The 26,426-nt window shown below is 45.7% G+C and carries 19 protein-coding genes; 11 read left to right on the top strand and 8 right to left on the bottom strand.

What is annotated here, in order from left to right; translation table 11 throughout:
- Positions 1-52: 52 nt before the first annotated feature.
- From L5M71_RS12205 to L5M71_RS12180, 6 genes are all read right to left on the bottom strand, one after another.
- A complete protein-coding gene (locus tag L5M71_RS12205; protein ID WP_263207628.1) occupies positions 53-976 on the bottom strand; it encodes a hydroxymethylglutaryl-CoA lyase in 924 nt (307 codons plus the stop codon).
- A 1-nt stretch (position 977) separates the two neighbouring features.
- Positions 978-3,020, bottom strand: a complete 2,043-nt coding sequence (locus L5M71_RS12200; RefSeq protein WP_263207626.1) for an acetyl/propionyl/methylcrotonyl-CoA carboxylase subunit alpha — start codon at positions 3,018-3,020, stop codon at positions 978-980.
- On the bottom strand, positions 3,020-3,898 hold the full coding sequence (locus L5M71_RS12195; protein WP_263207623.1) for an enoyl-CoA hydratase-related protein: 879 nt from the start codon (positions 3,896-3,898) through the stop codon (positions 3,020-3,022). The genes L5M71_RS12200 and L5M71_RS12195 overlap by 1 nt, the downstream gene beginning before the upstream one ends.
- Before the next feature lie 48 nt (positions 3,899-3,946).
- Positions 3,947-5,554 carry a carboxyl transferase domain-containing protein gene (locus tag L5M71_RS12190; RefSeq protein WP_105252050.1) on the bottom strand — a complete coding sequence of 536 codons (1,608 nt, stop codon included), beginning with the start codon at positions 5,552-5,554 and terminating at the stop codon, positions 3,947-3,949.
- Positions 5,555-5,670: 116 nt separating this feature from the next.
- Positions 5,671-6,840: an isovaleryl-CoA dehydrogenase gene (locus L5M71_RS12185; protein ID WP_113940993.1), complete on the bottom strand. Its 1,170-nt coding sequence runs from the start codon at positions 6,838-6,840 to the stop codon at positions 5,671-5,673.
- A 140-nt stretch (positions 6,841-6,980) separates the two neighbouring features.
- On the bottom strand, positions 6,981-7,388 hold the full coding sequence (locus tag L5M71_RS12180; RefSeq protein WP_006082318.1) for a MerR family transcriptional regulator: 408 nt from the start codon (positions 7,386-7,388) through the stop codon (positions 6,981-6,983).
- 291 nt (positions 7,389-7,679) lie between these two features.
- On the opposite strand from L5M71_RS12180, the gene L5M71_RS12175 reads away from it, so the two are divergent.
- From L5M71_RS12175 to L5M71_RS12155, 5 genes are all read left to right on the top strand, one after another.
- Positions 7,680-9,638: a propionyl-CoA synthetase gene (locus tag L5M71_RS12175; RefSeq protein WP_263166638.1), complete on the top strand. Its 1,959-nt coding sequence runs from the start codon at positions 7,680-7,682 to the stop codon at positions 9,636-9,638.
- 324 nt (positions 9,639-9,962) lie between these two features.
- Positions 9,963-10,277 carry a quaternary ammonium compound efflux SMR transporter SugE gene (gene sugE / locus L5M71_RS12170; RefSeq protein WP_012089635.1) on the top strand — a complete coding sequence of 105 codons (315 nt, stop codon included), beginning with the start codon at positions 9,963-9,965 and terminating at the stop codon, positions 10,275-10,277.
- A 207-nt stretch (positions 10,278-10,484) separates the two neighbouring features.
- On the top strand, positions 10,485-12,011 hold the full coding sequence (gene gndA, locus L5M71_RS12165; RefSeq protein WP_263207620.1) for an NADP-dependent phosphogluconate dehydrogenase: 1,527 nt from the start codon (positions 10,485-10,487) through the stop codon (positions 12,009-12,011).
- Positions 12,012-12,836: 825 nt separating this feature from the next.
- A complete protein-coding gene (locus L5M71_RS12160; RefSeq protein WP_168824331.1) occupies positions 12,837-14,963 on the top strand; it encodes a S8 family serine peptidase in 2,127 nt (708 codons plus the stop codon).
- A gap of 10 nt (positions 14,964-14,973) precedes the next feature.
- Entirely contained in the window at positions 14,974-15,441 is a 468-nt protein-coding gene (locus L5M71_RS12155) for a hypothetical protein (protein WP_168824329.1), read from the top strand.
- A 46-nt stretch (positions 15,442-15,487) separates the two neighbouring features.
- Here the strand turns inward: L5M71_RS12155 and L5M71_RS12150 are convergent, their stop codons facing one another.
- On the bottom strand, positions 15,488-16,387 hold the full coding sequence (locus L5M71_RS12150; RefSeq protein WP_263207618.1) for a LysR family transcriptional regulator: 900 nt from the start codon (positions 16,385-16,387) through the stop codon (positions 15,488-15,490).
- A gap of 162 nt (positions 16,388-16,549) precedes the next feature.
- Between L5M71_RS12150 and L5M71_RS12145 the strand changes: the two genes are divergently transcribed.
- Both L5M71_RS12145 and L5M71_RS12140 read left to right on the top strand, forming a co-directional pair.
- On the top strand, positions 16,550-17,032 hold the full coding sequence (locus L5M71_RS12145; protein WP_263181591.1) for a DoxX family protein: 483 nt from the start codon (positions 16,550-16,552) through the stop codon (positions 17,030-17,032).
- Positions 17,033-17,129: 97 nt separating this feature from the next.
- The gene (locus tag L5M71_RS12140) at positions 17,130-17,945 is read left to right on the top strand and encodes a DODA-type extradiol aromatic ring-opening family dioxygenase (RefSeq protein ID WP_263207615.1); all 816 of its coding nucleotides are present in this window, start codon (positions 17,130-17,132) and stop codon (positions 17,943-17,945) included.
- Positions 17,946-18,091: 146 nt separating this feature from the next.
- Here L5M71_RS12140 and L5M71_RS12135 read toward each other — a convergent pair whose 3' ends face one another.
- Entirely contained in the window at positions 18,092-18,967 is an 876-nt protein-coding gene (locus L5M71_RS12135) for a 1,4-dihydroxy-2-naphthoate polyprenyltransferase (RefSeq protein ID WP_028761099.1), read from the bottom strand.
- A gap of 342 nt (positions 18,968-19,309) precedes the next feature.
- On the opposite strand from L5M71_RS12135, the gene L5M71_RS12130 reads away from it, so the two are divergent.
- The 4 genes from L5M71_RS12130 (at position 19,310) to L5M71_RS12115 (ending at position 26,393) form a co-directional block, all read left to right on the top strand.
- Positions 19,310-20,248 (top strand): SDR family NAD(P)-dependent oxidoreductase, encoded by a 939-nt coding sequence (locus L5M71_RS12130; protein WP_173243966.1) that lies wholly within the window; start codon positions 19,310-19,312, stop codon positions 20,246-20,248.
- A gap of 237 nt (positions 20,249-20,485) precedes the next feature.
- Complete coding sequence (gene tesB, locus L5M71_RS12125; RefSeq protein ID WP_028761097.1) at positions 20,486-21,352, top strand: acyl-CoA thioesterase II; 867 nt, start codon at positions 20,486-20,488, stop codon at positions 21,350-21,352.
- A gap of 1 nt (position 21,353) precedes the next feature.
- Complete coding sequence (locus L5M71_RS12120) at positions 21,354-21,755, top strand: YbaY family lipoprotein (protein WP_028761096.1); 402 nt, start codon at positions 21,354-21,356, stop codon at positions 21,753-21,755.
- 741 nt (positions 21,756-22,496) lie between these two features.
- The gene (locus L5M71_RS12115) at positions 22,497-26,393 is read left to right on the top strand and encodes a S8 family serine peptidase (RefSeq protein WP_263207613.1); all 3,897 of its coding nucleotides are present in this window, start codon (positions 22,497-22,499) and stop codon (positions 26,391-26,393) included.
- Positions 26,394-26,426: the final 33 nt, after the last annotated feature.

Here is a 26,426-nt window from a genome sequence, read left to right as displayed (position 1 = left end):
AAATAACGCGCGTTTTTAATAACGGTTGTTGGTGTCGTTAATGGTTTTTGTTCTATTTTGCTAACAGGGCTGTGGCCACTTTCGAACCGTTTTTACGATTCAACTGCGTGCTGATAGCTTGTCCTGCTAACGCGAGTTTTTGTAAATTGATACCCGTTTCGAATCCCATGCCGTGCAGCATATACACTAAGTCTTCGGTGGCAAGATTGCCCGACGCGCCTTTGGCATAGGGGCAGCCGCCAATACCTGCAACCGAGGAGTCAAACACCCGCACACCTAAGTCTAAGCAGGCCAAAATGTTAGCGAGTGCTTGGCCATAGGTGTCGTGAAAGTGTAGCGCCAGTTTATCCATAGGCACACGTTCAGCCACAGTTTGCAGCATTCTACGGGCTTTTTGCGGCGTGCCGATACCGATAGTGTCACCGAGCGATATTTCGTAACAGCCCATTTTGTAAAGGATTTCAGACACGCGGGCCACTTCACTGACCGCTATCTCACCTTCGTAGGGGCAACCTAGCACGCAGGACACATAGCCGCGCACTGGAATATTGTGCGCTTTTGCTAATTCCATCAAAGGGATAAAGCGTTCAATCGACTCTTCAATCGAGCAGTTGATATTGCGTTGACTAAAGCTTTGTGAGGCGGCGCCAAATATCGCTACTTCGGAAGCTTTTGCATCCAGTGCCAGTTCAAAGCCTTTGACGTTGGGCGTGAGCGCGCTATACACCACGCCGCTTTGACGCTGTATTTGCTTGAGCACATCGGCAGAATCGGCCATTTGTGGCACCCATTTGGGTGACACAAAACTGCCGGATTCGATGCGCTTAAGCCCTGCATCTGCCAGCGATTCAATCAAGGCGATTTTTGCTGCAGTCGGCACTGCGACTTCGTTTTGAAGTCCGTCGCGCGCGCCCATCTCGAAGATGCTGACCGTGTCTTTGGCGTTCGCTGCTTGGCTTAGATTGGCTAACGACATCTTAGGCTTCCTTGATCGCGGTTGGCTCGTCTGTCTCTAACGGCTCAACGTTAAGCAAGGTTGCGCCATCGGTGACCAGCTCGCCCGCTTTAAAGTAGAACTCAGTGACTATGCCATCAAAGGGGGCTTCGATGGTGTATTCCATCTTCATGGCTTCCATCACTAGCAAACCTTGGCCCGATTTCACTTGTGTGCCGACATCGACTAAATGGGTCACTACCGTACCGTTCATGGGCGCTTTTAACTTGTCAGCATTGCTGGATTGCTCTTCGACCACGAGTGTTTGCACTGCTTTAAAGTGGTAACTGCCAGAGGATAAAAACAGCGTAAAGTCATCACCTTGGGCACTAACGGGCACTTTACTCTTATGGCCGTTGATTTCTGCGAGCAGTAAATCTTGTTTCAGCTCGCCATTTAGCAACCAATCTTGTCCGTGCAGCGGTAGCTGATACATGCCACCTAAATCGAGCATCACTAACTGCTGCAATTCATGGGCATCATCGAGTAGGGCAATATTGTGCTGGCTGCAGCTGTTGAGTCTAAAGCCGCTGACTTGACCCCAAGGCGAGTAAGGATCGGCGCTGTTGATCGCTTGCGCTTTGGCGGCTTCTTTACGGGCAAGCACTTGATACAGCGCGGCAAAGGCAAGGGCAGTGTCGGCTTCGCTTGACGCTGTACCAATTAAGGTGTCGCCATAACGGCCAATAAAGTCAGTGCTAAAGTCGGCATTTGCAAACGCTGGGTGTTCGGCAATGTTCGCCAAAAACTCAATGTTGTGCTTAAGACCGCTAATTTGATACGACTCTAAGGCATGCACTAAACGCTGCAGGGCGCGCGGGCGCGATTCATCCCAAACAATAAGCTTGGCAATCATAGGATCGTAGAAGTTACTGATCACATCATTTTCGCGAATGCCCGAATCGATACGCACGTATTTGCTTTGCTCGGGTTCGCGCAAAAAGTTGAGCTTACCACTGGCGGGTAAAAACTCATTTTGTGGATCTTCGGCATAAATACGCACTTCAAAGGAATGGCCGTGGATCCGCACTTCATCTTGCTTAAGGGGCAGTGGCTGACCGCTGGCGACCATCAATTGCCATTTCACTAAGTCTTGGCCAGTGACCATTTCAGTCACTGGATGCTCAACCTGCAGACGGGTGTTCATCTCCATAAAATAGAAGCTATTGTCTGTGTCGAGCAGAAACTCCACAGTGCCCGCGCCAACATAATCGATGGCTTTGGCTGCCGCGACGGCTGCTTCACCCATTTGGGCGCGCAGTGCATCGCTTAACCCTGGCGCTGGCGCTTCTTCGACCACTTTTTGGTGGCGACGTTGAATCGAACAATCGCGATCCGATAAATAAATCGCGTTGCCAAAGGTGTCGGCAAACACTTGCACTTCGACGTGGCGCGGCTGGCGTAAATAACGCTCCATCAATAACTTATCGTTACCAAAAGAAGAGGCCGCTTCACGGCGCGCCGAGTTAACGGCTTCCATGATTTCGCCTTCATTCTCGACGATACGCATGCCTTTACCGCCGCCGCCATAAGCCGCTTTAATCAGCATAGGGAAGCCGATTTTCAGTGCCTCCGCTTTTAAGGTCGCATCGGTTTGGTCATCGCCGTGATAACCCGGCACTAAGGGCACATTTGCCGCTGTCATAATGGATTTGGCGGCGCTTTTGCTGCCCATGGCATCGATAGCATCACTGCCTGGGCCAACAAAGGCGATGCCTGCGGCTTCACATTTACGGGCAAAGTCGGCGTTTTCAGATAAGAAACCATAACCTGGATGAATGGCTTGGGCGCCCGCTTTTTTGGCGATGTCGATAATCAAATCGCCCTTTAAATAGGAGTCTGCTGGCGCACTGCCGCCTAAATAGAAGGATTCGTCGGCCATGGCGACATGGCGCGCTTCTTTATCGGCATCGGAATATAGGGCAACGGTGCGAACGCCCATGGCATGGGCCGTTTTGATGATGCGACAGGCGATTTCACCGCGGTTAGCAATCAATAGTTTGGTAAACATGTGCTTGGTCAACATCAAAGGGCTCCTTGGGTATCACTTGGCTTTTGCATGGGCTTGGAGGGCGTTGAGTGTGCTTGTTGCCAGTTAGGCTGACGTTTCTCAAAAAAGGCGTTTAAGCCCTCTTGGCCCTCGGTTGATACCCGAATGCGGGCGATACGCTCGCTAGTGTAATCAATGGTGTTTTGGTTTATCACGCCATCTTCAAGATGCGACAGCAGCGTTTTTACCCATGCCATGCCTTGCGGGCTATTGGCTAGCAACGCGTTAATCATAGGCTTTGCGGCGGCGTCCAAGTCATCGCTGATCTCATGAATGACGTTAAGTTTTAATGCGGTGTCGGCACTAAAATGCTCGGCGGTCAGCATGTAGCGGCGCGATGCGCGGTTACCCATAGCGCGGGCAACGTAAGGGCTAATTACCGCAGGAATTAATCCGAGTTTCACTTCGCTCAAGCAAAAGCTGGCGCGCGTCGTGGCGATAGCGATATCGCAGGCGCAAATCAGCCCAAGTGCGCCGCCAAAGGCTGCACCTTGCACTAGTGCAATGGTGGGCTTAGGAAATGTATCAAGATCCTGCATCAGTTTTGCTAAGGCTTTGGCATCATTTAGATTTTGCTCAAAGTCCATTTTGGCTTGTTTGCGCATCCAATTGAGATCGGCGCCGGCGCTGAAGTTTTTGCCGTTCGCTTTGAGTACCAGCACTTGGCATTGCTTGTGCTCAGCAAAATAGCTAAGGACGCTAATCATCTCGCTAATCATCACTTCATCGAAGGCGTTGTGTACTTCTGCTCGGTCAAGAATAAGCTCGGCAACGCCGTTATTGAGCGCGTAAGTGACGTGCTGCAAGTTGCTTAAATCCTTTGTGCCGCTAGTGCTGTTTAATGTATCTGTCATTATTATTTTCCTATCTTCTTGTGTGACATATGTTTTTCACATGTGCCTTTACATACGGAACACACCAAAGCGGGTGTCTTCGATAGGGGCGTTTAACGCCGCCGATAGGGCAAGGCCGACCACATCGCGGGTTTGCGCTGGATCAATAATGCCGTCATCCCATAAACGGGCGCTGGCATGATACGGATGACCTTCTTTGTCGTACTGGGCGACAATCGGCGCTTTAAAGGCTTTTTCATCCTCAAGTGACCATTCTTCACCTTTACGGGCCAAACCGTCGCGGCGCACTGTGGCGAGTACGCCAGCCGCTTGCTCGCCGCCCATCACAGAAATACGGGCGTTAGGCCACATCCACATCATGGTCGGTTCGAACGCGCGGCCACACATGCCGTAGTTACCCGCGCCGTAGCTGCCACCAATAATCACAGTGAATTTAGGCACATTGGCGCAAGAAACCGCGGTCACCATCTTAGCGCCGTGTTTGGCTATACCTTCGTGTTCGTACTTTTTACCCACCATAAAGCCGGTGATATTTTGTAGGAACAGCAGTGGAATTTTGCGCTGGCAGCACAGTTCGATAAAGTGCGCGCCTTTTTGCGCCGACTCCGAGAACAGAATGCCGTTGTTGGCGACAATGCCGACTGGGTAGCCGTGAATACGGGCAAAACCGCACACTAAGGTCGCGCCATAGTTGGCTTTAAACTCATCAAAATCAGAATCATCGACGATACGGGCTATCACTTCCTTTACATCAAAGGGCTTTTTCAAATCAGTGCCGACAATGCCATACAGTTCGCTGATATCGAATTTAGGTGGTTTGACTGGGCTCAGCAGACTTTTGATTTCTTTTTGATGATTCAGGCGTGATACCGCGCGGCGGGCAAGCTCTAACGCGTGCTCATCGTTTTGGGCTAAATGATCCGCTACGCCGGAAATTTTAGTGTGCACTTCGGCGCCGCCGAGTTCTTCGGCGCTGACTTCTTCACCTGTGGCCGCTTTGACTAATGGCGGGCCAGCTAAGAAGATAGTGCCTTGATCTTTTACGATAATCGATTCATCCGCCATGGCCGGCACATAAGCGCCGCCTGCGGTACATAAGCCCATCACCACAGCAATTTGCGGTATGCCCTTAGCGGACATTTGCGCTTGATTGTAAAAGATGCGGCCGAAATGGTCGCGGTCGGGGAAGACTTCATCTTGGCGGGGCAGGTTAGCGCCGCCCGAGTCGACTAAATAGATGCAAGGCAAGTGACAACGGCTGGCAATATCTTGGGCGCGTAGGTGTTTTTTAACGGTAATCGGGTAGTAAGTGCCGCCTTTAACTGTTGCGTCGTTGGCGATGATCATGCACTCGACACCGCTCACACGGCCGATACCAGCGATAATGCCCGCTGCGGGCACTTCTTCGTCATAAACTTCAAACGCCGCAAATTGCGATAGCTCTAAAAAGGGCGAACCCGCATCGAGCAGTTTTTCAACCCGCTGACGTGGCAGTAATTTACCGCGGGATAAATGACGCTCCAGCGCCACAGGGCCACCGCCGAGTTCGATTTTATTGAGTTTAGTTTTGAGATCGGCCACTAGGGCGGCCATATCGTCTGATTTTGCTTTAAATTCATCGCTACGGGCGTTGATACGACTGCTTAATTGCGTCACTTTGATTGTCCTTATAAAGCGGAAACTCGGTATCACCTTGCTCGAATGGGTGGCGCAAACTGTAAGTTACAGTGAGGTGCTACCCATTCACTTGTGAGAGATTATTTAAACTCGCGTTATTTCGACTCATTGAACAGTTCGCGGCCAATCAGCATGCGGCGAATTTCTGATGTGCCGGCGCCGATTTCATACAGCTTGGCATCACGCAGTAAGCGGCCAGTGGCGTATTCGTTGACATAGCCATTGCCGCCTAGCAGTTGAATTGCATCCAGTGCCATTTTGGTGGCAAGTTCTGCGCTATAAAGAATGGCGCCTGCGGCATCTTTACGGGTGGTTTCACCGCGATCGCAGGATTTTGCCACGTTATAGACATAGGATTTGGCGGCATTCATGCCGGTGTACATGTCGGCTAACTTGCCTTGCACTAGTTGGAATTCACCGATGGATTTGCCAAATTGCTCACGCTCGTGGATGTAAGGCACAACGATGTCCATACAGGCATTCATGATCCCCAGCGGACCGCCAGACAGTACGACACGCTCGTAATCTAGGCCGCTCATCAGCACTTTTACGCCGTTATTGAGGCCGCCTAAAATGTTTTCTTCTGGTACTTCTACATCTTCAAACACCAGTTCGCAGGTGTTAGAGCCGCGCATGCCGAGTTTGTCGAGCTTTTGCGCTTGGCTAAAACCTTTCGAATCACGTTCAACGATAAAGGCGGTAATACCGTGTGCGCCTTTGGTTAAGTCGGTTTTCGCGTAAATGACATAGGTGTGTGCATCTGGACCGTTAGTGATCCACATTTTGTTGCCGTTTAAGATGAATCGGTCGCCTTCTTTACGGGCATGCAGCTTCATCGAAACCACGTCAGAACCCGCGTTTGGCTCACTCATGGCTAGCGCGCCAATATGCTCACCGCTCACCAGTTTTGGCAGGTACTTGGCTTTTTGCGCTGCATTACCGTTACGGTTGATTTGATTGACACACAGGTTTGAGTGGGCGCCGTAACTTAGGCCGATAGAAGCTGATGCGCGGGAGATTTCTTCCATTGCGACGACGTGGGCTAGGTAGCCCATGTTCGCGCCGCCGAACTCTTCGGGTACCGTTACTCCGAGCAGTCCCATTCCTCCAAGCACAGGCCAAAGTTCATTGGGAAAGGCATTGTCGTGATCCACTTTCGCTGCAATTGGGGCGATTTCATTCGCGGCAAAATCCTGCACTGCATCGCGCAGCATATCGACGTCTTCGCCTAGGCCAAAATTTAGACTTGTGTAGAGAGAGTTCATTGCTTGTGTCCTTTCAGATGTTCTAATTTCAGATTGTTATAGTTTTTATGATTTTTAGGTGCTTGAGTCTTTTAAATCTTGTACTTAAATCCGTAGTCGTTATCGCCATCAAATTGATTTGATTTTGTGTCAACGGGGATTTAGGCTTTTGCCGTTTTGTTATCTTCTAAGGCTAAACGGCACTGCTGCTCGGCGGAATTGAGTTCCATTAATACGACTTTGATGTCGTCCATTTGCTGTTGTAGTGCGGACTTCTTTTCTTCCACTAGCGCCAGCATGGTATTGAGCTGTGAGGTGCTGCTCTTGTCGGCATCGTATAATTCGAACAAACGACGGGTTTCTGCCAAAGAAAAGCCCAAGCGTTTACCGCGAAGAATGAGCTTGAGACGCACCCTGTCTTTGAGGCTATAAATACGGGTTTGGCCGCGGCGTTTAGGTTTAAGCAAACCTTGGTCTTCGTAAAAACGAATACTACGAGTAGTGATATCAAACTCTTTTGAGAGATCACTGATCGAGTAAGTCGTTTGTGGTGTGTTCGTTGCGCTCATTCATGCACCCTAAATAATCAGTTTTAAGCAAGATATATGAAGTTTACGTAAAGGTAAAGATTTTGGCTTTTATTCTGTTGGCAAAAAAGTGTCAATCCCAATTGCCATAAGCCTGTGCAGCGAGATTAAAACGTATGCTTTAAATTAGTGTTCTCACATAAAACCACAAATATCTTCTGGTTATAGGCTAACGTCTAATAGTGGGCTTTAAACCTCCTTGCTAATAATAGAAGCAGGAAGGGGTAGTTATTGCGGCTGACGATGTGAGTCGCAGTCCTGATTGGAGGACATATGTTGACCGAACAGCAAAATGCATCTGTAGCGCAAGCCACAAATCAAAAACAGAACCAACAAAAACATCAAGCGTTGCACCAAGCATCCTTGCTTAATAAAGCCGATTTCTGGGGAGAAGCGGCGAAGACGCTCGATTGGATTAAGCCGGCGCAAACGGTGCTCGATGAATCGCAGGCGCCGTTTTATCACTGGTTCGCCGATGGTGAGATGAACACTTGTTATAACGCCGTTGACCGCCATGTGTTGGCTGGACGCGGTGACCAAGTGGCTATCCAGTATGTGAGTCCTGTTACTGATACTGAATACGGCATTAGCTACGGGGAGTTACAGGCTCAAGTGAGCCGACTCGCGGGCTTTATGCAATCTATTGGTATAGTGAAGGGCGACCGTGTGGTGATTTATATGCCTATGGTGCCTGAAACCGCCTTCGCTATGCTGGCCTGTGCTCGCATCGGTGCGATTCATTCGGTGGTTTTTGGTGGCTTTGCCGCCAATGAACTCGCGACTCGGATCAATGATGCTAAACCCAAATTGGTCTTGTCTGCATCTTGCGGCATTGAGCCCTCGGGCGTCATTCCTTATAAGCCTTTACTAGACAAAGCCTTGGCTCAGTCTGTGCATCAGGTTGATCACTGCCTAATTTTGAATCGTAGCCAGTATCAGGCCGATTTACTTGAGGGCCGTGACTTAGATTGGCAAGCCGCATTAGCAACTGCACCTAAGGCCGACTGTGTCGCGCTTAAGGCTACCGATCCCTTGTATGTGCTTTATACCTCAGGCACCACGGGTCAGCCTAAAGGTGTGGTACGCGATAATGGTGGCCATGCCGTGGCTCTGGCTTGGTCGATGCAGCATATTTACGATATTCAAGCGGGTGATGTGTTTTGGGCTGCGTCCGATGTGGGTTGGGTTGTGGGTCATTCTTACATTGTGTACGGACCGCTGCTGGTGGGCGCTACAACCTTAATGTATGAAGGCAAACCTGTTGGTACGCCAGATCCCGGCGCATTTTGGCGCACGATTGCCAAATATAAGGTTAAAAGCTTCTTCACCGCGCCGACGGCTATTCGCGCAATCAAGCGTGAAGATCCTGATGGTGAATATCTACAAGGTGTTGATTTAAAATGTCTTAAAAATGTGTTTTTGGCTGGGGAACGTTGCGATCCCGATACCTTAGTTTGGGCACACACTAAGCTCGCTAAACCTGTTATTGATCACTGGTGGCAAACCGAAACGGGCTGGCCTGTCGCAGCAAACTTGATGGGTACAGCGCCGGTTACCATTAAACCAGGTTCGCCAGCTTTACCTGTGCCGGGTTATGCGGTTGAAGTGCTGGACGAATTGGGTGAGCAAGTTGCACCCAATACCTCAGGGAATGTGGTGATTAAATTGCCTCTACCGCCGGGAACCTTAACGACACTGTGGCAAAATGATCAACGCTATCAAGATAGTTACTTGTCTATGTATCCAGGTTATTACTTAACTGGCGATGCGGGTTATACCGATGAAGACGGCTATCTCTACATTATGAGTCGTATCGATGACATCATAAATGTAGCGGGACACAGGCTATCGACGGGGCGCTTCGAAGAAGTGTTATGTCAACACCCTGATGTGGCCGAAGCCGCGGTAATTGGGGTAGATGATGCGCTTAAGGGCCAAGTTCCCCTCGGATTAGTGGTACTCAAGAAAGGCGTGACGATTAGTGATGAAGAGCTGCATAAACAGTTAATAACCCTGGTACGCCAAGAAATTGGTCCCGTCGCCTCCTTTAGGTTAGTGAGTGCGATTCAAAAATTACCTAAAACGCGCTCGGGTAAAATTTTACGCGGTACTATGCGAAAAATTGCCGATAATCAGCAATATACCGCGCCAGCGACCATAGAAGATCCACAGACCTTAGAGTTAGTGCGTACCGCGCTCACTCGCATGGGTTATGCCGATGCTTTAGTGTAAGAAATAGAGCGTAAAGGCTTTTATAGGAAGAGTGTAAAGGTCTTATAGAGAGTTGAAATATTAAGGCGATAGTAAACTGACCAAGCTTGCTATCGCCTTTTTGCGCATGGTATTTCTTATTTCGGCAAAATCAAAGATTGAAATTTTCACCTCAAATTTGCTAGTCTTGCATTCTCATCACGTACAGTTATCACAGCACAGCTGTCACGTACTGTTATCACGTACAGCTATATCACCTACAGTTTTACTGTAATCAAATGGCTTAGGGACGACCCTAAATACGCCTAATCTAACATGGGGACGACCCCTTTATGGGAGTTCACTATGAGTTGGTTCTTATTAGTTCTTGCGGGTTTATTCGAAATTGGTTGGGCCATAGGGCTTAAATATACCGAAGGTTTTACACGTTTGTGGCCAAGTATCTTTACAGTGGCGTCGATGGCCGTGAGTGTAGTGTTACTCGGACTCGCGGTTAAGCAGCTACCTATCGGTACGGCTTACGGCGTGTGGGTCGGTATTGGCGCTATGGGCACCGCAATTGCAGGGATTATCCTGTTAGGAGAAGGAGTTAGCTTACTGAAAATCGCCAGTTTGATACTGATATTACTGGGGGTTTTAGGGCTTAAACTCGCAAACTAAGTTGTCGATAAACGTGCCAATACAAGTATCACTTGGGCTAAGTTCTAACTAACCCGTTTCGCAATACGGGATTGGCAATCTCACTGTAATCGAGATTGCCAATCGTATGCATCGCCTTTTCTCTCTGGTAATTAAGTTACAAAGATCGGTATAATTACCCCTCAAAATTGGTTAGCTCTAACCTCTGTGACCCGTGGGAATTATATAATGCAAAACCACAGCAATCTTAATGATATCGGCGTAATTGGCCTTGGCGTTATGGGTAAAAACCTCGCGCTAAACATCGCGGATAACCAATATCACGTCAGCGCATTTGACCTCGATCCTGTTAAAGTTAATGGTGTTATACAGCAAGAAAAACAGGAACGCGCTGGACTCGAACCTCGCATTCTTGGCTGTGCTAATCTTACCGAAATGTTAGCCAGTCTCACAAAACCCCGCATTCTTGTGCTTTCTGTTCCCGCGGGTGCACCCGTCGATGGTGTCTGTAGTGCTTTGATTTCTGCCGGAATTGAGTCCGATGATATCGTTATCGATACTGGTAACAGCCTATGGACTGACACTGTTGAGCGTGAAGCGCGCTACAAAGGTCAGTTTGTATTTTTCAGCTCTGCGGTTTCGGGCGGTGAAGTCGGTGCGCGTTTCGGTCCATCACTTATGCCAAGCGGCGATATCGATGCATGGCATCACGTTGCACCTATTTGGAAAGCCATTGCCGCTAAGGTTGATGCAAGTACAGGTTTACCCATAGAGTGCTTTGAGCCGGGTAATCCAGTGACAGAAGGCGAGCCATGCACGACTTATATTGGTCCTGCGGGTTCTGGCCATTATGTGAAGATGGTGCACAACGGTATTGAATACGCTGACATGCAGTTGATTTGCGAAGCGTATCAAATGCTGCATGACGGTTTAGGCATGAGCGCTGCAGAAGTGGGCGATGTGTTTGAACGCTGGAACAAAGGCAGCTTAAACAGCTATTTGATGGGGATCAGTGCCGAAGTCTTAAAACAGGCCGATCCATTAACGGGTAAACCGTTGGTGGAAATGATCTTAGATAAAGCGGGCCAAAAAGGCACGGGTTTGTGGACGGCCGTGAGCAGTTTACAAATTGGTTGTCCGGCACCGACGATTGCTGAAGCTGTATATGCTCGCGCCGTAAGTACCCAAAAATCCTTACGTTTACAACTTAGCCAGAAATTGGCTGGGCCAAATGCACCTGCTATCGATGATGCGCAAAAAGCGCAGTTGATTGAAGCCCTTGAAAGTGCGTTATATTGCGCGAAAGTGTGTTGTTACGCGCAAGGCTTCCAGTTGATGGCAATGACGGCCCATGAGCAAAAATGGCAGTTAAACTTTGCTGAAATTGCAAAAATTTGGCGTGCGGGTTGTATTATTCGCGCGACGTTCTTGCAATCAATCACTCAAGCCTATGAAGACAATGCCGATCTTAGCAATCTGTTGATGGCGGACAGTTTTGCGTCTGCCTTGTCTGAAAAGCAAGGCCTATGGCGTACCGCAGTCGCGACTGCGGTGATGCAAGGCATCCCAGCACCTTGTATTAGCTCAGCTCTGGCGTATTACGACAGTTACCGCTGCGAAACATTACCGGCAAACTTGCTCCAAGGTCAGCGTGATTTTTTCGGTTCCCATACATTTGAGCGTATCGATACCCCAGCCGGCGAGAAATATCACTTAGATTGGAGCGCCAAAGAGCGCACCTTGGCTAAGGTTTAGTGAATGTGAAAATTCGTACGTAATATTATAAAAAAGCCCTCATAATTGAGGGTTTTTTTATGCCCGATCTACATCGATTTGAACTGAAAATTAACTCATTATCTCCAAAGATAATAGTTATGACTTTTTTATTATTTTTTCGCGACGGACCTTATCCCTAGAGTTAAATTCTTAATTAGATTTAATAGTTAGTAAGATCATGTCTGTGGTTTTAATTTTCTGCATATATGGTTTTTCAGCGGTTCATTTCTAATATTTAATTTCAATACGCTTTAATGTTTTTTATGGTTTGAATTGCTACTCAATATTTAAGTTCGTTATGTATTTATAAGATATTCATAATTTTATTAGATTTAAATCGGTACGTCATGTTGTTATTTCTATCTCTTGTTAAAGTGTAACCATTTGTTTGAGGTTAAATTGGTACGTCATGTTGTTATGTTTATTTTTTATGAAAGTGTAACAATATATTTTAAAATATAATCAAACAGATGTGTTATTAATTGTAACTCCTTGAAATTACATTTAGTCTAATGATTTTATTGGTTAATTTTCTTGTGATTTAAAGGTTAAACTAAATTTAGTATGTCTATTTTTATTGGGTTTATAGCTAGGAGATATATATTCAATCTACCGTTCTGTTTATTGTCGTTTTCATTCTCATTATTCATATGTTAAAAGATGTATCACCAATAAATGCTAATGTTGGTTTTTGGTGTTCAATAATAATTAAAATAACAGTATTTAATGCGGATAAATAACGAATAAATCCTAGTTATCCAATATTAAATAATAAAATGTAATGACAAGAAGGAATGTCTATCCATGCGTATGTCCATTGTTGCATTAAGCATCACGGCCGCCTTATTGACGGCTTGTGGAAGTGACAAAAAGGCTCCTGAGCCAGTTGCTAAGGTCAACACAGCACCAACAACTGTCGATATGACCATTGATGTGTCGCAGTCTCTATTATTCACCGGCAAATTAGATGCGACAGATGTCGAAGGTGGTTTGACTTACTCTTTAGTTGATCCTACTGATTTAAAATTAGGTACTTTTACTCTAGTTAATAAGAATACTGGTGAATTCACTTATTCTTCCGATGCGAGTGAAGGTACTGAAGTTGTCAGATTTAAAGTATCTGACGGTCAGTATCAAGCAGAGGCCAGCTTAACGATCCATATCAGAAATGGCGATCCATTATATGCTTACCAGTGGCATTTAAAAAATACAGGACAGAATGCTTTTGCGCTAAACCGTGGTGTCGCTGGTGAAGATATGAATGTGAGTGGTGCTATTTCAGACCAATTTATGGGACAAGGCGTGATCGTCGCAGTGGTGGATAGCGGCTTAGAAATTGCTCATCCAGATCTGATGAACAACAGTGTGAATGGTGGCTCATACAATTTAATTACTGGTACTGTTGACCCTACACCTTTCTCCGGTTCTGCTGATGCTGCTCATGGTACTGCAGTAGGTGGGATTATTGCAGCCGAAGGTTGGAATGGTATCGGTGGTCGCGGTGTGGCGCCTAAGGCAAAATTGATTGGTTTCAACTTCTTAGATTCTGACCCAACAGGCAAAGTTAAAAATGTTCAAACATTTGAAAACTTTACAAAATCACATGGTGCCAGTGCCTACAGCGACAGTGCGCGTGTCTTTAACCAAAGCTATGGTTACAGTGTGCCATTTCCCGATAAATTTAATGAAGATGAAACCGAAGTTTATCAAGATATTGCAACTCAAAGCTTCGATGGTAAAGGCAGTATCTTCGTTAAATCGGCAGGTAATGGTTATAAATACTACCGTTGGAATACTTTTTGGATACCGGGAGATTACTTCACGGCAACGGCGGAAAATCCCGCTAACCATGGTTTACCTTTCCATAATTCCAACATGTCCTCTGACAATGCTAACATTTATAACTTAGTCGTTAGCGCGATTAATGCTAATGGTGAACTCTCTAGCTATTCATCTGTGGGCTCGAATATTTTTGTAACAGCCCCCGGTGGTGAAGATGGGGGTGATGATCCTGCGATTGTAACAACGGATTTTATGGGGTGTAAGAGTGGTTCAGCGATTGCAGAAGATCGTCCAAGCACGCCGTTCCACGGTGGGTTACATCCTTTAAACTCAAATTGTGATTACACTTCAACGATGAACGGTACCTCATCCGCGGCACCAAATACTTCAGGTGCAGTCGCTGTGATCATGAGTGCAAATCCAGATTTAACTTGGCGCGATATACGTCATGTTCTAGCCAAAACTTCAACCAAAGTGAAAGCTGATATTGCGGCTAAAACCGTTACTATTGGTCAGGGTGAAGGTGCTCCAGAATATGCTGCTATTCCGGGATGGCAACAAAATGCTGCGGGTTATTCATTCCATAATTTTTATGGTTTTGGCCGTGTTAACGTCAGCGAAGCGGTAAAACTGGCTAAATCCTATGCTGAGGATTTAGGTGAATACGTGGTAACTGAATGGCAAGCAAGTCAAGAATTGGCAAAAACGATTCCTGATGCGGACGTCAATGGTGTCAGTGATACTCAAGTGGTGGCGGATGATTTAGTGATTGAAGCTGTACAAATCGAGTTAACGGCAGATCACTTACGCCTACCGGATCTGGCTGTTGAGCTAATATCTCCAGCAGGAACTAAAAGTGTGTTAATGACGCCTTATAATGGTTTGGTATATCAAGGTGTCATGGATAAAACCAACCCAGAAGATTTAGTAACAGGTTTCGATGCGACGCCTATGCTGTCTAATGCTTTCTATGGTGAATCATCAAAGGGTGAATGGACTATCAAGCTTATCGATGTAAATAGCGGGGACTACTCGTTTATTCAATTTGATAAAGGCCGTACTCCTATTTCTATTGCTAACGAAGCTGATGGTAAATTGAAAGGTTGGTCAATTCGTTTCCATGGCCACGCTGCCAAGTCTGCATCTTAAGGAGTATTAAATGAAAGCATTGAATCTATCATTAGTTGCAGTTGCTCTTATGTTATCTGCACAAGCTATGGCACATGACAAAATCGATTTGGATAAACCTCAGGAAGAAGTAAAAGAGGTTACTATGAGCCGAGCGCAATTCTTGAACTTAGACAGCCAATATTTTGTCAAAACTGACGCTGGCGTGGTGAAAGAAGCAAAACAGTTGACGAAAGGGCAAAAAGTGGTGACTCAGTCTGGTAAGCCATTTGCAGAAATGACAGGAAAATTGGTTGTTAAGCTCAAACCTGGTGTTTCTGCTGCGGATTTTGCAAAAGCTCATGGCCTGAAAGTGGATTGGCAGAACAAGAGTAATTTACTCTTGTTAGCCGCTGAAGAAGGCACAGATCTCATCAGCTTAGTGAACGCGATTAAGGCGTCACCCGAAGTTGAACGAGCTAAGTTAGATCGTGCCATTGCCAAACAAGAAATACAGTAGTTTTTGTTTGATTTAAAAGGGCCTGTTGGCCCTTTTTACTTTTTAATTATGCAAGTTCATCAGTAGCAAAGGCGATCAGCTTTTGCCAGAGTGCTTGGGCGACAGGGCCTAAAGGTGAGTGGGGTTTTCGCATCACATAGTAATCGAGTTGAATATTGTTTTGCCTTTCACGCAGATCCAGTGCAATCAATGCACCTTGTTTGAGTGAGTCTTCAATCATATAGTGCGGCAGCTTGCCCCAGCCCATACCACTTTGAATAAGCATTTTCTTGGTATAAAAATCATTAACATACCAACGTCGTTGCCCCGCCTGTACCCCAAACTCAATATTCGCAGTGCCTGAGCCCGTATCTTGGATCACGATTTGGTATTCATTAACGAGCTCTCGTGCGTAGGTCAGTGTTGGATGACGCTCAAGCATGCGCGGTGCGGCGACATCGAGCAGACTACCGGAAAATAAATAGGCTAATTCTAAATGACTCGAGCGTATGGGCTCAATTCCGCCTGCGGAGATGATGATTTCGGCTTTATCTTGATTTAGCGCTTCGAGTGCTCCAGTTAAAAACTCTTGTTTCAGAATAATTTGAGTATATGGGAACTCATTTTGAGTCAGTTCTAAAATCGGCAAAATCCGAGCAAGATTAAAGGAGGCTTCAAAAGCTAAGGTAATACTCGCTTCGTTGCCTTTGGCTAAATGCTTCGCTACTTGCTTCATTTCTTGCGCTTCATTCAGTACCCGCAGGGTATGTTGCAGCAGTTTTCGACCTTGCTCAGTGATGGCGAGTCGATAACCTTCGCGATTAAACAGGATAAGATCGAGTTGGTATTCTAACTGTTTGATACTTTGGCTAATGGCGGGTTGGGTTTTATGTAGCTTGTCACTGGCAGCTTTGAGTGAGCCCGCCTCAGCTACGGTTTTAAACATCAGCAGTTGGTCTAAGGTCACAAGGATTGCTCGCAAGTTATAAATTATTAGTTTAAGAGATCTTAGATTTTATTCCATATTTATTTATCTTTTATCGGCTCATAATTTACTCCATTCTCGCTCGTCGTCTGCGCATTTATGCCTAAGATTGACGGCAATATTAAGATCAATGGGGTGTGTGCGATGCGATTTTCAAACTTATGTGATACTAAGGGTTCAAGTATCAATGGCTTAGTTGCAGAGGTTGATACACAGAAGTTATTCCTTTGTGCCAATACACTCAATCGCGCCGCTGCAACCGTCACATTGGCGATGAGCATAGTGTTTTTCATCTCGGGATTTGCCAAGTTATTTGGCGTGTCTATGTTCCATGTTCCGTTCACATTAATGAATCTTCCCACTGGTTTTGGTTATTTTATTGGTTTGATGGAAGTGATTGGCGCCCTTGGGTTGTGTCTACGTGACTACCGAGTGCTATCGGCGAGCGGTTTACTGGCGATTATGATGGGGGCGATTTATTTCCACTTTAACTATGAAGCGCCGATTAATGCATTGCTGGCATTGAGCTTATCGGCAGGACTCTTTCTGATTATTAAACTGGATGAAATTGTTGAGCGTTTAGTGCGATTTCAGCGGCAGTTGGTGCTGAATCGCTCCGCTTTTTAAGCGTGCATTGAAGTGTTATGTAGAACAGTGAGTTAAGTGAGAAATACTGAGTTTAAAGCCAGTAGTACAGATATAAGTTAATCAACACGAGAGGATTATGATGCAAGTTAACGCGAGTCGTATGCCTGTGCTATTTGTGCCCCACGGTGGTGGCCCAATGCCTTTGCTCAATGATGTTAATCATAGGGAGTTGCGTGCATTTTTAACTTCAGTAACAGCGCCAATGCCAACTCCGAAGGCGATTGTGTTGATCACTGCCCATTGGGAAGAATCTGTGGTGACTTTGTCGAGTAGCCCAAAGCCAAGTATTTTGTATGATTACTATGGATTTCCACCTGAGGCTTATCAACTGACATATCCTGCACCTGGTGAGCCAGAATTAGCCGCACAGATTGCGAATATGCTAGCGGATAAGGGCATCACCACCCGCTTAGATAGCGAACGCGCATTTGATCACGGTACCTTTGTACCACTTAAGTTGATGTATCCTGAGGCGAATATTCCCGTGGTGCAGATGTCGTTAGTCCACAGCCTCGATCCTAAAATCCATATAACGATTGGGGAGGCTTTAGCGCCGCTGCGGGACCAAGGGGTGTTGATCGTGGGGTCTGGCATGTCGTTTCACAATATGCGGGCATTTTTCTCAAGCGATCTCACAGTGCAAAGCCGCAGTGCAGAATTTGATCATTGGTTGACGCAAACTTTAACGGCAAGTGTTAGTTCTGCCGAGGTAAAAGCAGCATTAACTCATTGGCAATCAGCCCCTGAAGCGCGTTTTAGTCATCCGCGGGAAGAACATTTATTACCGCTACATGTGTGTTTTGGTGCAGGCCATAATGGTTCATCCCATGCCGAACGCAACTTTAATGGTATTTTGTTAAACACGCTGATCTCTGGTTATATCTGGCAATAAATGGGGGGTAGGATTTCCCTCGTCGATAATAAGCCAAATTAAAGTCGTGCTGCGGCCAATAAAAAAGGTTCGTATCTATCGAAGATATGAACCTTTTTATATTCAGCATTGAGCTGTGGTGTAGTATTAGCTTAGCGGATTTACTCTTATGCGGTAAACACTAAACCCACGCTAAACAAGGTACTGAAAATCATGGTTAACTTAGCTGTGCGGCCGAGTAACGGATTTAAGGCTTCACCAGAAACTGCATAAAAATCGCTACTGAGTTTGCGGGCAATAAGCAGAGATAATCCCGCAAGTAGTACTGGTAAACCGGGTAAAATACCGAATAAAAAGCCAGCGATGACTAAGCCAAAGGGCAAATAGATTAAGGCTTGATAAAGCACTTTTGCCTGAGCTTCGCCAATACGTACCGCTAGAGTATGCTTGCCCGCTTGGGTGTCGGTACGGATGTCGCGAGTGTTATTCACCAACATAATCGCAGCGTTAAATAAGCCAATCGCACAACCTAATAACCAAGCATTAATAGTCGTATCGCCTGCCTGCAGATAATAACTGCCCACCACTGCAACTAAGCCAAAAAAGACAAATGCCGCTACTTCACCGAGCCCATGGGAGGCGAGGGGATAGGGGCCACCACTGTAGCCAAGAGCACCTAAAATAGCGGCTGCGGCGAGAATGGCGATGGGCCAGCCTCCGTGCCAAATCAGATATGATCCCACGGCAAGCGCCATTAAGAGACAAAATATCATGGCATTGCGAACGCTTGTTGGTGAAATTAAACCACTTTGAGTCACGCGAACGGGCCCTAAGCGCTCGTCTGTATCTATGCCGTTTTTAAAATCAAAATAGTCGTTAGCGAGGTTGACGGCGATTTGTAATAAGACAGCACACAACATTGAAGTGGCAGCGATTAACCAGCTGTAACTCTCAAGATGCAGGGCGAGAATGTTGCCTATCAGTAGGGGACCTATGGCCGCGGGTAGCGTACGGGGTCTTATTGCTAAAATCCAAGGATTCATGGCGTCCAGTCGTTATTGGTAAATGGAAATGGTACCGAGCAAGGGCTCAATTAGCGCATAGCATAACAAGATTTAACACGAAAGTGAGCACTATCTAATAAACGCATTTAACAGAGTTTGAATTGGCGCACATATGTTCACTGATGCAGGATGAGATTTGTCGTTAAGTTCAAAGAAAATCAAAAAAGTCTGTGTTTCCATAGTTAATGTTGATGGAGGCTTTGTGCTGTCCATGACATAGGCGTAACGCTAAATACTCTGTTTAGTAGATAGCATAGGCGGTTGTTACCCTATGCTCGTTATTTTTTGCCGCTACAACAATGCCGATAAGGACATATTTGGATGCGTTTTGACAATAAGGTGGCATTAGTCACTGGGGCTGCGGCTGGGTTAGGTCGAGCGTATGCCATCATGTTGGCTGAACGGGGGGCAAAAGTGATACTCGTCGACCAGCCGTTATCGTCTTATGAGTCAATTTCCACCGACGGCGCTCAGACGAGCCAAGCTAACTTAGAATTAATGCAGACCTATTGCAGCATTATTAAACTCGGTGGAGATTGCATTTATTTTGTGCTTGATGTGAGTCAGCGAAATGAAGTGAATAGCATGATTGAAGAGGTGATCCTACGCTGGCATCGCATTGATATCTTGATTAATAACGCGGGCGTTTATGGTGCTTGTCCCTTTGAGCACATTAAACTTGAGCAGTGGCAACGGCAATTGGATGTCGATCTCAATGGCAGCTTTTATCTCACTCAAGCTGTTTGGCCTTATATGCAACAACAGCATTTTGGCCGGATAATGATGACAACGGGAGCCTCGGCCTTGTTCGGTGACTTGCATCAAGTTGGTTTTAGTGCGAGCAAGATGGCGCTGGTCGGCATGGTGAATAGCTTATCATTAGAAGGTGAAATTCATAATATCCGAGTCAATAGTTTATGCCCTCAGGCCGTAACCGCGATGACGGCCAAACATTTAGCGAGTGCGATTCAGCCGCTATTTTCCTTTGAATCATTAACGGCTACTACGGCTTTCTTGGTGAGTGAACAGGCGCCAAATGGTCAACATCTACTCGCCGGAGCGGGCAGTGTTAGCCACGGCATGTTTGTCGAGTTTCAGCCTATGTATTTTAATGAAGGTCTTTTTACGCCAGATAACCTCGCGCAGCAGTGGCCACAGTTACACCAATCCTTCCCCGTGACTTTGCACTCCTGTGGAGAGGATAAAGTGTTGTCTTGGTCTAAGTTAAGTGCGCTAGAACATCACATTAAAATCGATTGATTCATCATGCTTGTATTTGAACTAAGCCTGCATCTATAGCGATTTAAATGCAGTAAGTGGCTCAATAAAGCCGTAAATGCTAACCACAATAAATAACATAGATAATCCAGCGTGCCTCGTTTAATTCCTCACCGTTGGAGTGATGATTTGATTGTGAATAATCGATAGAAGACTGGTCAGCTTAAGGCTAACTGAGTTACCCTTTAAGATTAATTGCTAATTACGCAGTAGGATCCCATGAGTCAGGTATTAGACGATCTTTTATCATTACTTTCCCTTGAGCAAATTGAAATTGGCCTCTTTCGTGGTCAAAGCCAAGATCTGGGTTTTGGGCATGTGTTTGGTGGTCAAGTGATGGGCCAAGCACTGAGCGCCGCAAAACAGACAGTAGCTGCTGAGCGTAAGATCCATTCATTACACTCCTACTTTTTACGTGCAGGTGACGAGAAGTTGCCGATTGTTTATGAAGTGGAAAATATGCGTGATGGCGGTAGTTTTAGCGCTCGTCGGGTTAGTGCTATTCAAAAAGGTCGCCCCATTTTTCATATGACCTGCTCCTTCCAAGAACCTGAGGAAGGCTTTAGTCATCAAGCCGCTATGCCGCAAGTGCCCGGACCTGAAGGTTTGTTGAATCAGCAGGAATTGGCGCTGACGATGCGGGATAAAGTACCGCCGAGCATACTTGAAAAGTTTATGGCCGATGCGCCAATTGAGATGCGATTGGTCAATCCACTGCACCCTTTTGCGCCTAAAGAAACCGAGCCGTACCGTTATGTTTGGATGAGGGCTAATGGTCCTATGCCAAATGATGCCCATATCCATGAATATTTACTCGCCTATGCCTCAGACTTTAACTTTTTAGTCACGGCAGCTCAGCCCCACGGTGTATCCTTCTTAAGTCCTGGGGTACGAATGGCGACGATCGACCATGCGATGTGGTTCCACCGTCCGATTAATATGGGAGAGTGGTTGCTTTACAGTATCGATAGCCCTAATGCTAGCGGTGGCAGAGGTTACGTCAGAGGGCAGTTTTTCAATCAACAAGGCGAGTTAGTGGCTTCTTCTACCCAAGAAGGCCTGATACGCATGGTAAAAGGACGTTAGTATGTATCTGAAAATAAAATCGTTTATATTGTTCTCTCTCATGGCTGTCTTGCTCAATGGCTGCGTGACTGTAACACCTGATCAACCGATTATCATCAATGGCGCAGCTGGCTATCTAGAGAAGATCCCATTACCTCAAGGCTGCCAAATCATTATTGCCATTATTGATTTGAATACTCCAGGTGTCATCGTCGCACAAAAAACCTTCAATATCGCCAGAGCACCTGTGCCATTTAAATTTACATTGCCCGCTAAATCGATCGATAAAAGTATCCAATATGGCGTAGTGGCGATGATCAAGTTTCAAGACCAAGTGATCTTCCAAACCTATGACAGGTTCCCTGTTATCAATAATGATAAGTTCACGACAGAAGTGTTAATGAAGGCGGTGATGGCGAATTAACCACTGGCCATAACTGCAATAATATTGTTTTTATATTGATGAAGATTTAGCCCTTTCAATTCGATATTGAAAGGGCTTTTTTGTGGTCAATAATCCGCTTGCTATGCTGTAAATGTGAGATTAAGTATTAATTTGCTCCATACAGGATTAAGAATATTAATGCATAAGTTAGTTAATTTTTATAAGGGGTATCATTTTGTAAAATATTATACAAATACAAAATGCATACAATTTGTTAATTTAATGTTTAGCTTTTGATTCTTTATTGTTTTATTTAGGGTCTTTTGCATTTATTTTGTAACTAATGATATGTATAAAAAACAATATTTATTTACGGGTATTCATTCTGTTTAACCTAAGAGTATTTTTGAGATGACACTTAAAGGTTAAGTTTAACTATATGATTTAATGTTTATTATTTGTTTTTTATCGATTTTTATACTACGACTTATCGTTGGGACGTAAAATAGTCTGATAAAGGTTATATGGATTTATTTTAACAAGGTATGAGGTTGTTCATCATTTACTGAATTACGTTCTGTTAACTTACTGTTTTAATTTGTATCACCACGTGTTACAAATTATCGCGATAAAACTCAGTGATCATCATCACAGTAAATTGAATGGTTATTCATAAAAAATGTCAGTTACGGGTGATGTTTTTGGTTGCCGCAGCGTTTTCATGCCACCCAAACCTGAGTTTTATAAATCATACAACTTATAAGAATTAGGGAAGTCACAATGAAAACTAAAATAGCATTAGCAGTGTCTATGGCACTGTTATCGTCGGCGGCAAATGCACAAACCGTATTATCACCTACGGGGGAAACCTTGCAGTTAGATATTCCAAGTGAATTACAAGTCACTTCATTACGCGGTAACGCTGCCGGAGCTGAGGTTAAGTTTGTACCTGAAGCAGATTTAGGTGAGGGTGAATATACTTATATCGTTCGTTTACGCGATAGTTCGGTTGCTAATTACCAAGGAACTATTCCAGGATTGAAAGCGACTAGTTCACAAAGAGTGCAGGTAAACGGTACTTCAAAGGTTGCTGTGAACGGTAAACTTGATGCTTCTAAAGCTGAAGTCAAAAGTTATGTTAGTTATTTGAAAGTAAAACAGAACCGATTTTTAGCTAACGCGAGTGCGGCTATTGGCACCAATCTGCAACCATTAACGACATATCAGTATGCGTTAAACGGTATGGCGGTTCGCATGACTCAAGCTCAAGCGAAGAAAATGGCTGAGTTACCTGAGGTTGCGTTTGTTGAGCGCGAGCGTATGGAGCAAATGGAAACCGATGTCAGTCAAGCGCTTATCGGTTCTCCTAATGTATGGGATGGCAGCGCGACGGGCACGAAAGCCATGGGGGAAGGCGTGATCGTCGGTATTATCGACTCAGGTATTAACTCAGATCATGCTTCTTTCGCTGATGTTGGCCAAGATGGCTATGACCACACAAACCCATTAGGTCAAGGTATCTATATTGGTGATTGTAAAACTGATTTCGCGAGCATGTGTAATGACAAGTTGATTGGAGTTCGCAGTTACTCTGAGATAACAAATAACTACGACGATGCAAAAGTGTTTGGTGACACCCCTCCAGCTAAAAATGGTGAGGATTACGGTGGGCATGGTACTCACGTTGCGAGTACCGCAGCAGGTAACATCCTAGTGAATGTGCCTTATGTGCAAGGTGAAACAGGTAAGTTAGAAAGCGATGGCATTGCGACAGGCCTTGAATTTAAACAAATCTCAGGTGTGGCCCCCCACGCGAACATCATAGCCTATCAAATTTGTAATCCAGGTAATGCGGGCGACACTTATTCAGGGTGTCCAAGTGCACCGATTTTAAAAGCCTTAGATGATGCGATTAAAGATGGCGTCGATGTGCTTAACTTTTCTATCAGTGGCGGTGGAAACCCGTGGAATAGTGCGACGGAACAAGGCTTTTTAGCCGCGCGTAATGCGGGGATTTTTGCTGCAGTGGCTGCGGGTAACACACGTGCCGCGACAAACACGAGCCCTGCGATTAATCAAACACCTTACTCTACGCCTAAAAATGCACCTTGGTATACTTCGGTAGCTAACTCGACTCATAACCGTGACATAGTACGCGCCGTGGAATTTAATGGTAAAAACTATCATTACACTGCTGGTTCTGGTCCGGTTCAAACTGAAGTGCTCAAAGGTGTTCCCCTTTATGCTGGCGCAATTGATGCGACCAATTTTGAAGCCTGTAAACCGTTCCCAGCAGATGCCTTTAAAGACAAGATCGCCGTTTTAAGACGCGGTGTTTGCTCATTCGATATCAAAGTGGCCGCAGCAATGGAAGCTGGCGCTAAGGGTGTGATTGTTTTCAATAGAGATGGTGAAAATAATGCGCGTCTGACTATGTCGGGGCTGGATAAATTGAATATTCCAGCGGTATTTATTGGTGATATTGATGGCTTAGAATTGATTGCTGCTATGGCGGCAAATCCTGCTCTTGAAATCACGCTGTCTCCAACCCCTAAAGTTGCCAGTAAAGAAGCGGATGTTTTATCTGCCAGTTCATTGATTGGACCTAATCTGACTAACGATGTACTCGTACCCTATGTCGCTGCACCGGGCAGTGACATCTACGCAGCTTATTCCGACCAACAGTTTGGCCATGATGAAACAGGTACAGATCCTGCTGATTTCACTTTGATGTCAGGTACTTCAATGGCGAGTCCTCACGTTGCCGGTGCTGGTGCGTTACTTAAATCGCTACATAAGGATTGGACGCCAGATAACATTCGTTCTGCGCTAATGATGACGGCAACGACAGCCCAAGCCATGAAAAAAGCCGATGGTAAAACCGTTGCTGATCCGTTCGACGTAGGAGCCGGTCGTATTCGTGTTGATTTAGCGGCAAAAACGGGCTTAGTGATGGATGAAAGTGCCTTAAACTACGAGATTGCTAATCCTTCGACAGGTGGCGATCCACGTAAGCTAAACATTCCAAGCATGGCTGATTCACGTTGTATCGATACTTGTACTTGGACACGTACTGTCACTGCAACGGCTGATGGTAGCTGGACTGCAAAAGGCGTTTCCGCAACGGATAAATTCGCGTTAACTGTGACGCCAGAGAGCTTTAATCTCAAAAAAGGTGAAAGCCAAACGATTACAGTGACTGCGGATGTGACTGACGTCGGTGCAAGTTGGGGCTTTGGTAACTTAGTATTAACGTCCGATACTTTCCCAGCGGCTAATATGCCGATCGTTGCTAAGATAGCTAAACGCGATTTACCTGCTTTGGTTAATGTTTCAGCCTCACGTGATGCAGATGAACGTAATTTGGCGCACTTGAAAGCGATTGACCTACCGGGTGTTGCGGCGACAGTGACTGCACTTAAATTAAGCGCTACTTATGAATCAAGTGTGAAACAGGATTCAAATACCGATAGTGCATTTGATGATTTGGCCGATGGCGTAAAAGTATTTAGCTTTAATGTTGAAGATAAAGCTTTATATTTCAATGCATCAATCGGTAATACAACCTCTCCTGACTTAGACATGTTTGTGATACTCGATAAGAAAGACGGTAGCAAGCTTTCTATCGCGGCATCTTCTGCGTTTGGCGGTTCAAAGGAAAGTGTATCCATTAAGAACCCAGTGAAGGGTGAGTATATTGTCGTTGTACAAAACTATCAGGCATCTGCAGCCGATGCGGATGATGCCTTTAGTTTGAAACAAGTGACGTTATACGATGAAGCGGGTGATAACTTAACAGCAAATCTTACGGGTGATCATAAAGATTTCAATGTCAACTTAGCATGGAAACAAGCGATGCTAGTGGGAGATGCTGGCATAGCTATGCTGACGCTGACCACCACTGATGACAAAGTCGCACCTGTTAAAATTCCGGTCGTATTTGAGCGCGTCAGTGATGACGTATTACCTCCTCTAGGCAGTACTGTTTCTGGTGAATTAACACCTGGCACCGCTAAAGTGATGAAGACGCGTATCGAAGCGAACAAAACGCAAGAAACTCGTGTTTACACCCTAGAGGCGTTATTACCAGAAGGTCACGAAGTGGCTAATATTAGCCATCAAGGTGCGCAAGTGGGCAATAAGATCACTTGGACTATCGAAATGGCCTCTGCTGCTGCGGCATTAGATGTCACGTTTGACTTAGTGCCACGTAAGGCGAGTCAAGGCAACATAGTGGCATTGACCAACAAAGTGAATAACGACTCGGCTGAAATCTTGAAGCAGGAGTATCAATTTGATGTTCCAGAAGTGGCGCCAGTAGCTGTGATTGAAGCTCCTGCCACTGTCCAAGAAGGTAAACCTTTGTTCATCGATGCGAGTAAGTCGTCGGATGCCAACAATGATCCTTTGACCTACAAATGGACTCAGTTAGGGGGCACCAGCTTTAACTTTGACGCTAATGCGGCCAAGCTTAATCTCGTCGCACCAAACGTGAGTGGCTCTGCTCAGACGGTTTCATTCCAACTGACAGTATCTGATAACCACGGCAATAAAGATTCAAGTGTTGTGTCTGTATCTGTGACTGAAACACCAGCCAAGAAAGATGATGGTGGTGCCTTAGGTTGGTTAAGCTTGTTGTTGCTACCTTTTGCTTTTGGTCGTCGTAAACAAGGCTAAACCCTCAGAGTAAAATCGGAAGGTTTAATGGTA

Origin of the sequence: Shewanella sp. SW1, from assembly GCF_025653545.1 — a bacterium.
Lineage (GTDB): Bacteria > Pseudomonadota > Gammaproteobacteria > Enterobacterales > Shewanellaceae > Shewanella > Shewanella oncorhynchi.
Note: the sequence above shows the minus strand (reverse complement) of the source record. Positions and strands in the feature narration are given on the sequence as shown.

What these genes read in the sequence shown, in the direction of transcription:
- L5M71_RS12205 (WP_263207628.1), bottom strand. Translation starts at nt 976, where the DNA reads ATGTCGTTAGCCAATCTAAGCCAAGCAGCGAACGCCAAAGACACGGTC.
- L5M71_RS12200 (WP_263207626.1), bottom strand. Translation starts at nt 3,020, where the DNA reads ATGTTGACCAAGCACATGTTTACCAAACTATTGATTGCTAACCGCGGT.
- L5M71_RS12195 (WP_263207623.1), bottom strand. Translation starts at nt 3,898, where the DNA reads ATGACAGATACATTAAACAGCACTAGCGGCACAAAGGATTTAAGCAAC.
- L5M71_RS12185 (WP_113940993.1), bottom strand. Translation starts at nt 6,840, where the DNA reads ATGAACTCTCTCTACACAAGTCTAAATTTTGGCCTAGGCGAAGACGTC.
- L5M71_RS12180 (WP_006082318.1), bottom strand. Translation starts at nt 7,388, where the DNA reads ATGAGCGCAACGAACACACCACAAACGACTTACTCGATCAGTGATCTC.
- L5M71_RS12175 (WP_263166638.1), top strand. Translation starts at nt 7,680, where the DNA reads ATGTTGACCGAACAGCAAAATGCATCTGTAGCGCAAGCCACAAATCAA.
- sugE (WP_012089635.1), top strand. Translation starts at nt 9,963, where the DNA reads ATGAGTTGGTTCTTATTAGTTCTTGCGGGTTTATTCGAAATTGGTTGG.
- gndA (WP_263207620.1), top strand. Translation starts at nt 10,485, where the DNA reads ATGCAAAACCACAGCAATCTTAATGATATCGGCGTAATTGGCCTTGGC.
- L5M71_RS12160 (WP_168824331.1), top strand. Translation starts at nt 12,837, where the DNA reads ATGCGTATGTCCATTGTTGCATTAAGCATCACGGCCGCCTTATTGACG.
- L5M71_RS12155 (WP_168824329.1), top strand. Translation starts at nt 14,974, where the DNA reads ATGAAAGCATTGAATCTATCATTAGTTGCAGTTGCTCTTATGTTATCT.
- L5M71_RS12145 (WP_263181591.1), top strand. Translation starts at nt 16,550, where the DNA reads ATGCGATTTTCAAACTTATGTGATACTAAGGGTTCAAGTATCAATGGC.
- L5M71_RS12140 (WP_263207615.1), top strand. Translation starts at nt 17,130, where the DNA reads ATGATGCAAGTTAACGCGAGTCGTATGCCTGTGCTATTTGTGCCCCAC.
- L5M71_RS12135 (WP_028761099.1), bottom strand. Translation starts at nt 18,967, where the DNA reads ATGAATCCTTGGATTTTAGCAATAAGACCCCGTACGCTACCCGCGGCC.
- L5M71_RS12130 (WP_173243966.1), top strand. Translation starts at nt 19,310, where the DNA reads ATGCGTTTTGACAATAAGGTGGCATTAGTCACTGGGGCTGCGGCTGGG.
- tesB (WP_028761097.1), top strand. Translation starts at nt 20,486, where the DNA reads ATGAGTCAGGTATTAGACGATCTTTTATCATTACTTTCCCTTGAGCAA.
- L5M71_RS12120 (WP_028761096.1), top strand. Translation starts at nt 21,354, where the DNA reads ATGTATCTGAAAATAAAATCGTTTATATTGTTCTCTCTCATGGCTGTC.
- L5M71_RS12115 (WP_263207613.1), top strand. Translation starts at nt 22,497, where the DNA reads ATGAAAACTAAAATAGCATTAGCAGTGTCTATGGCACTGTTATCGTCG.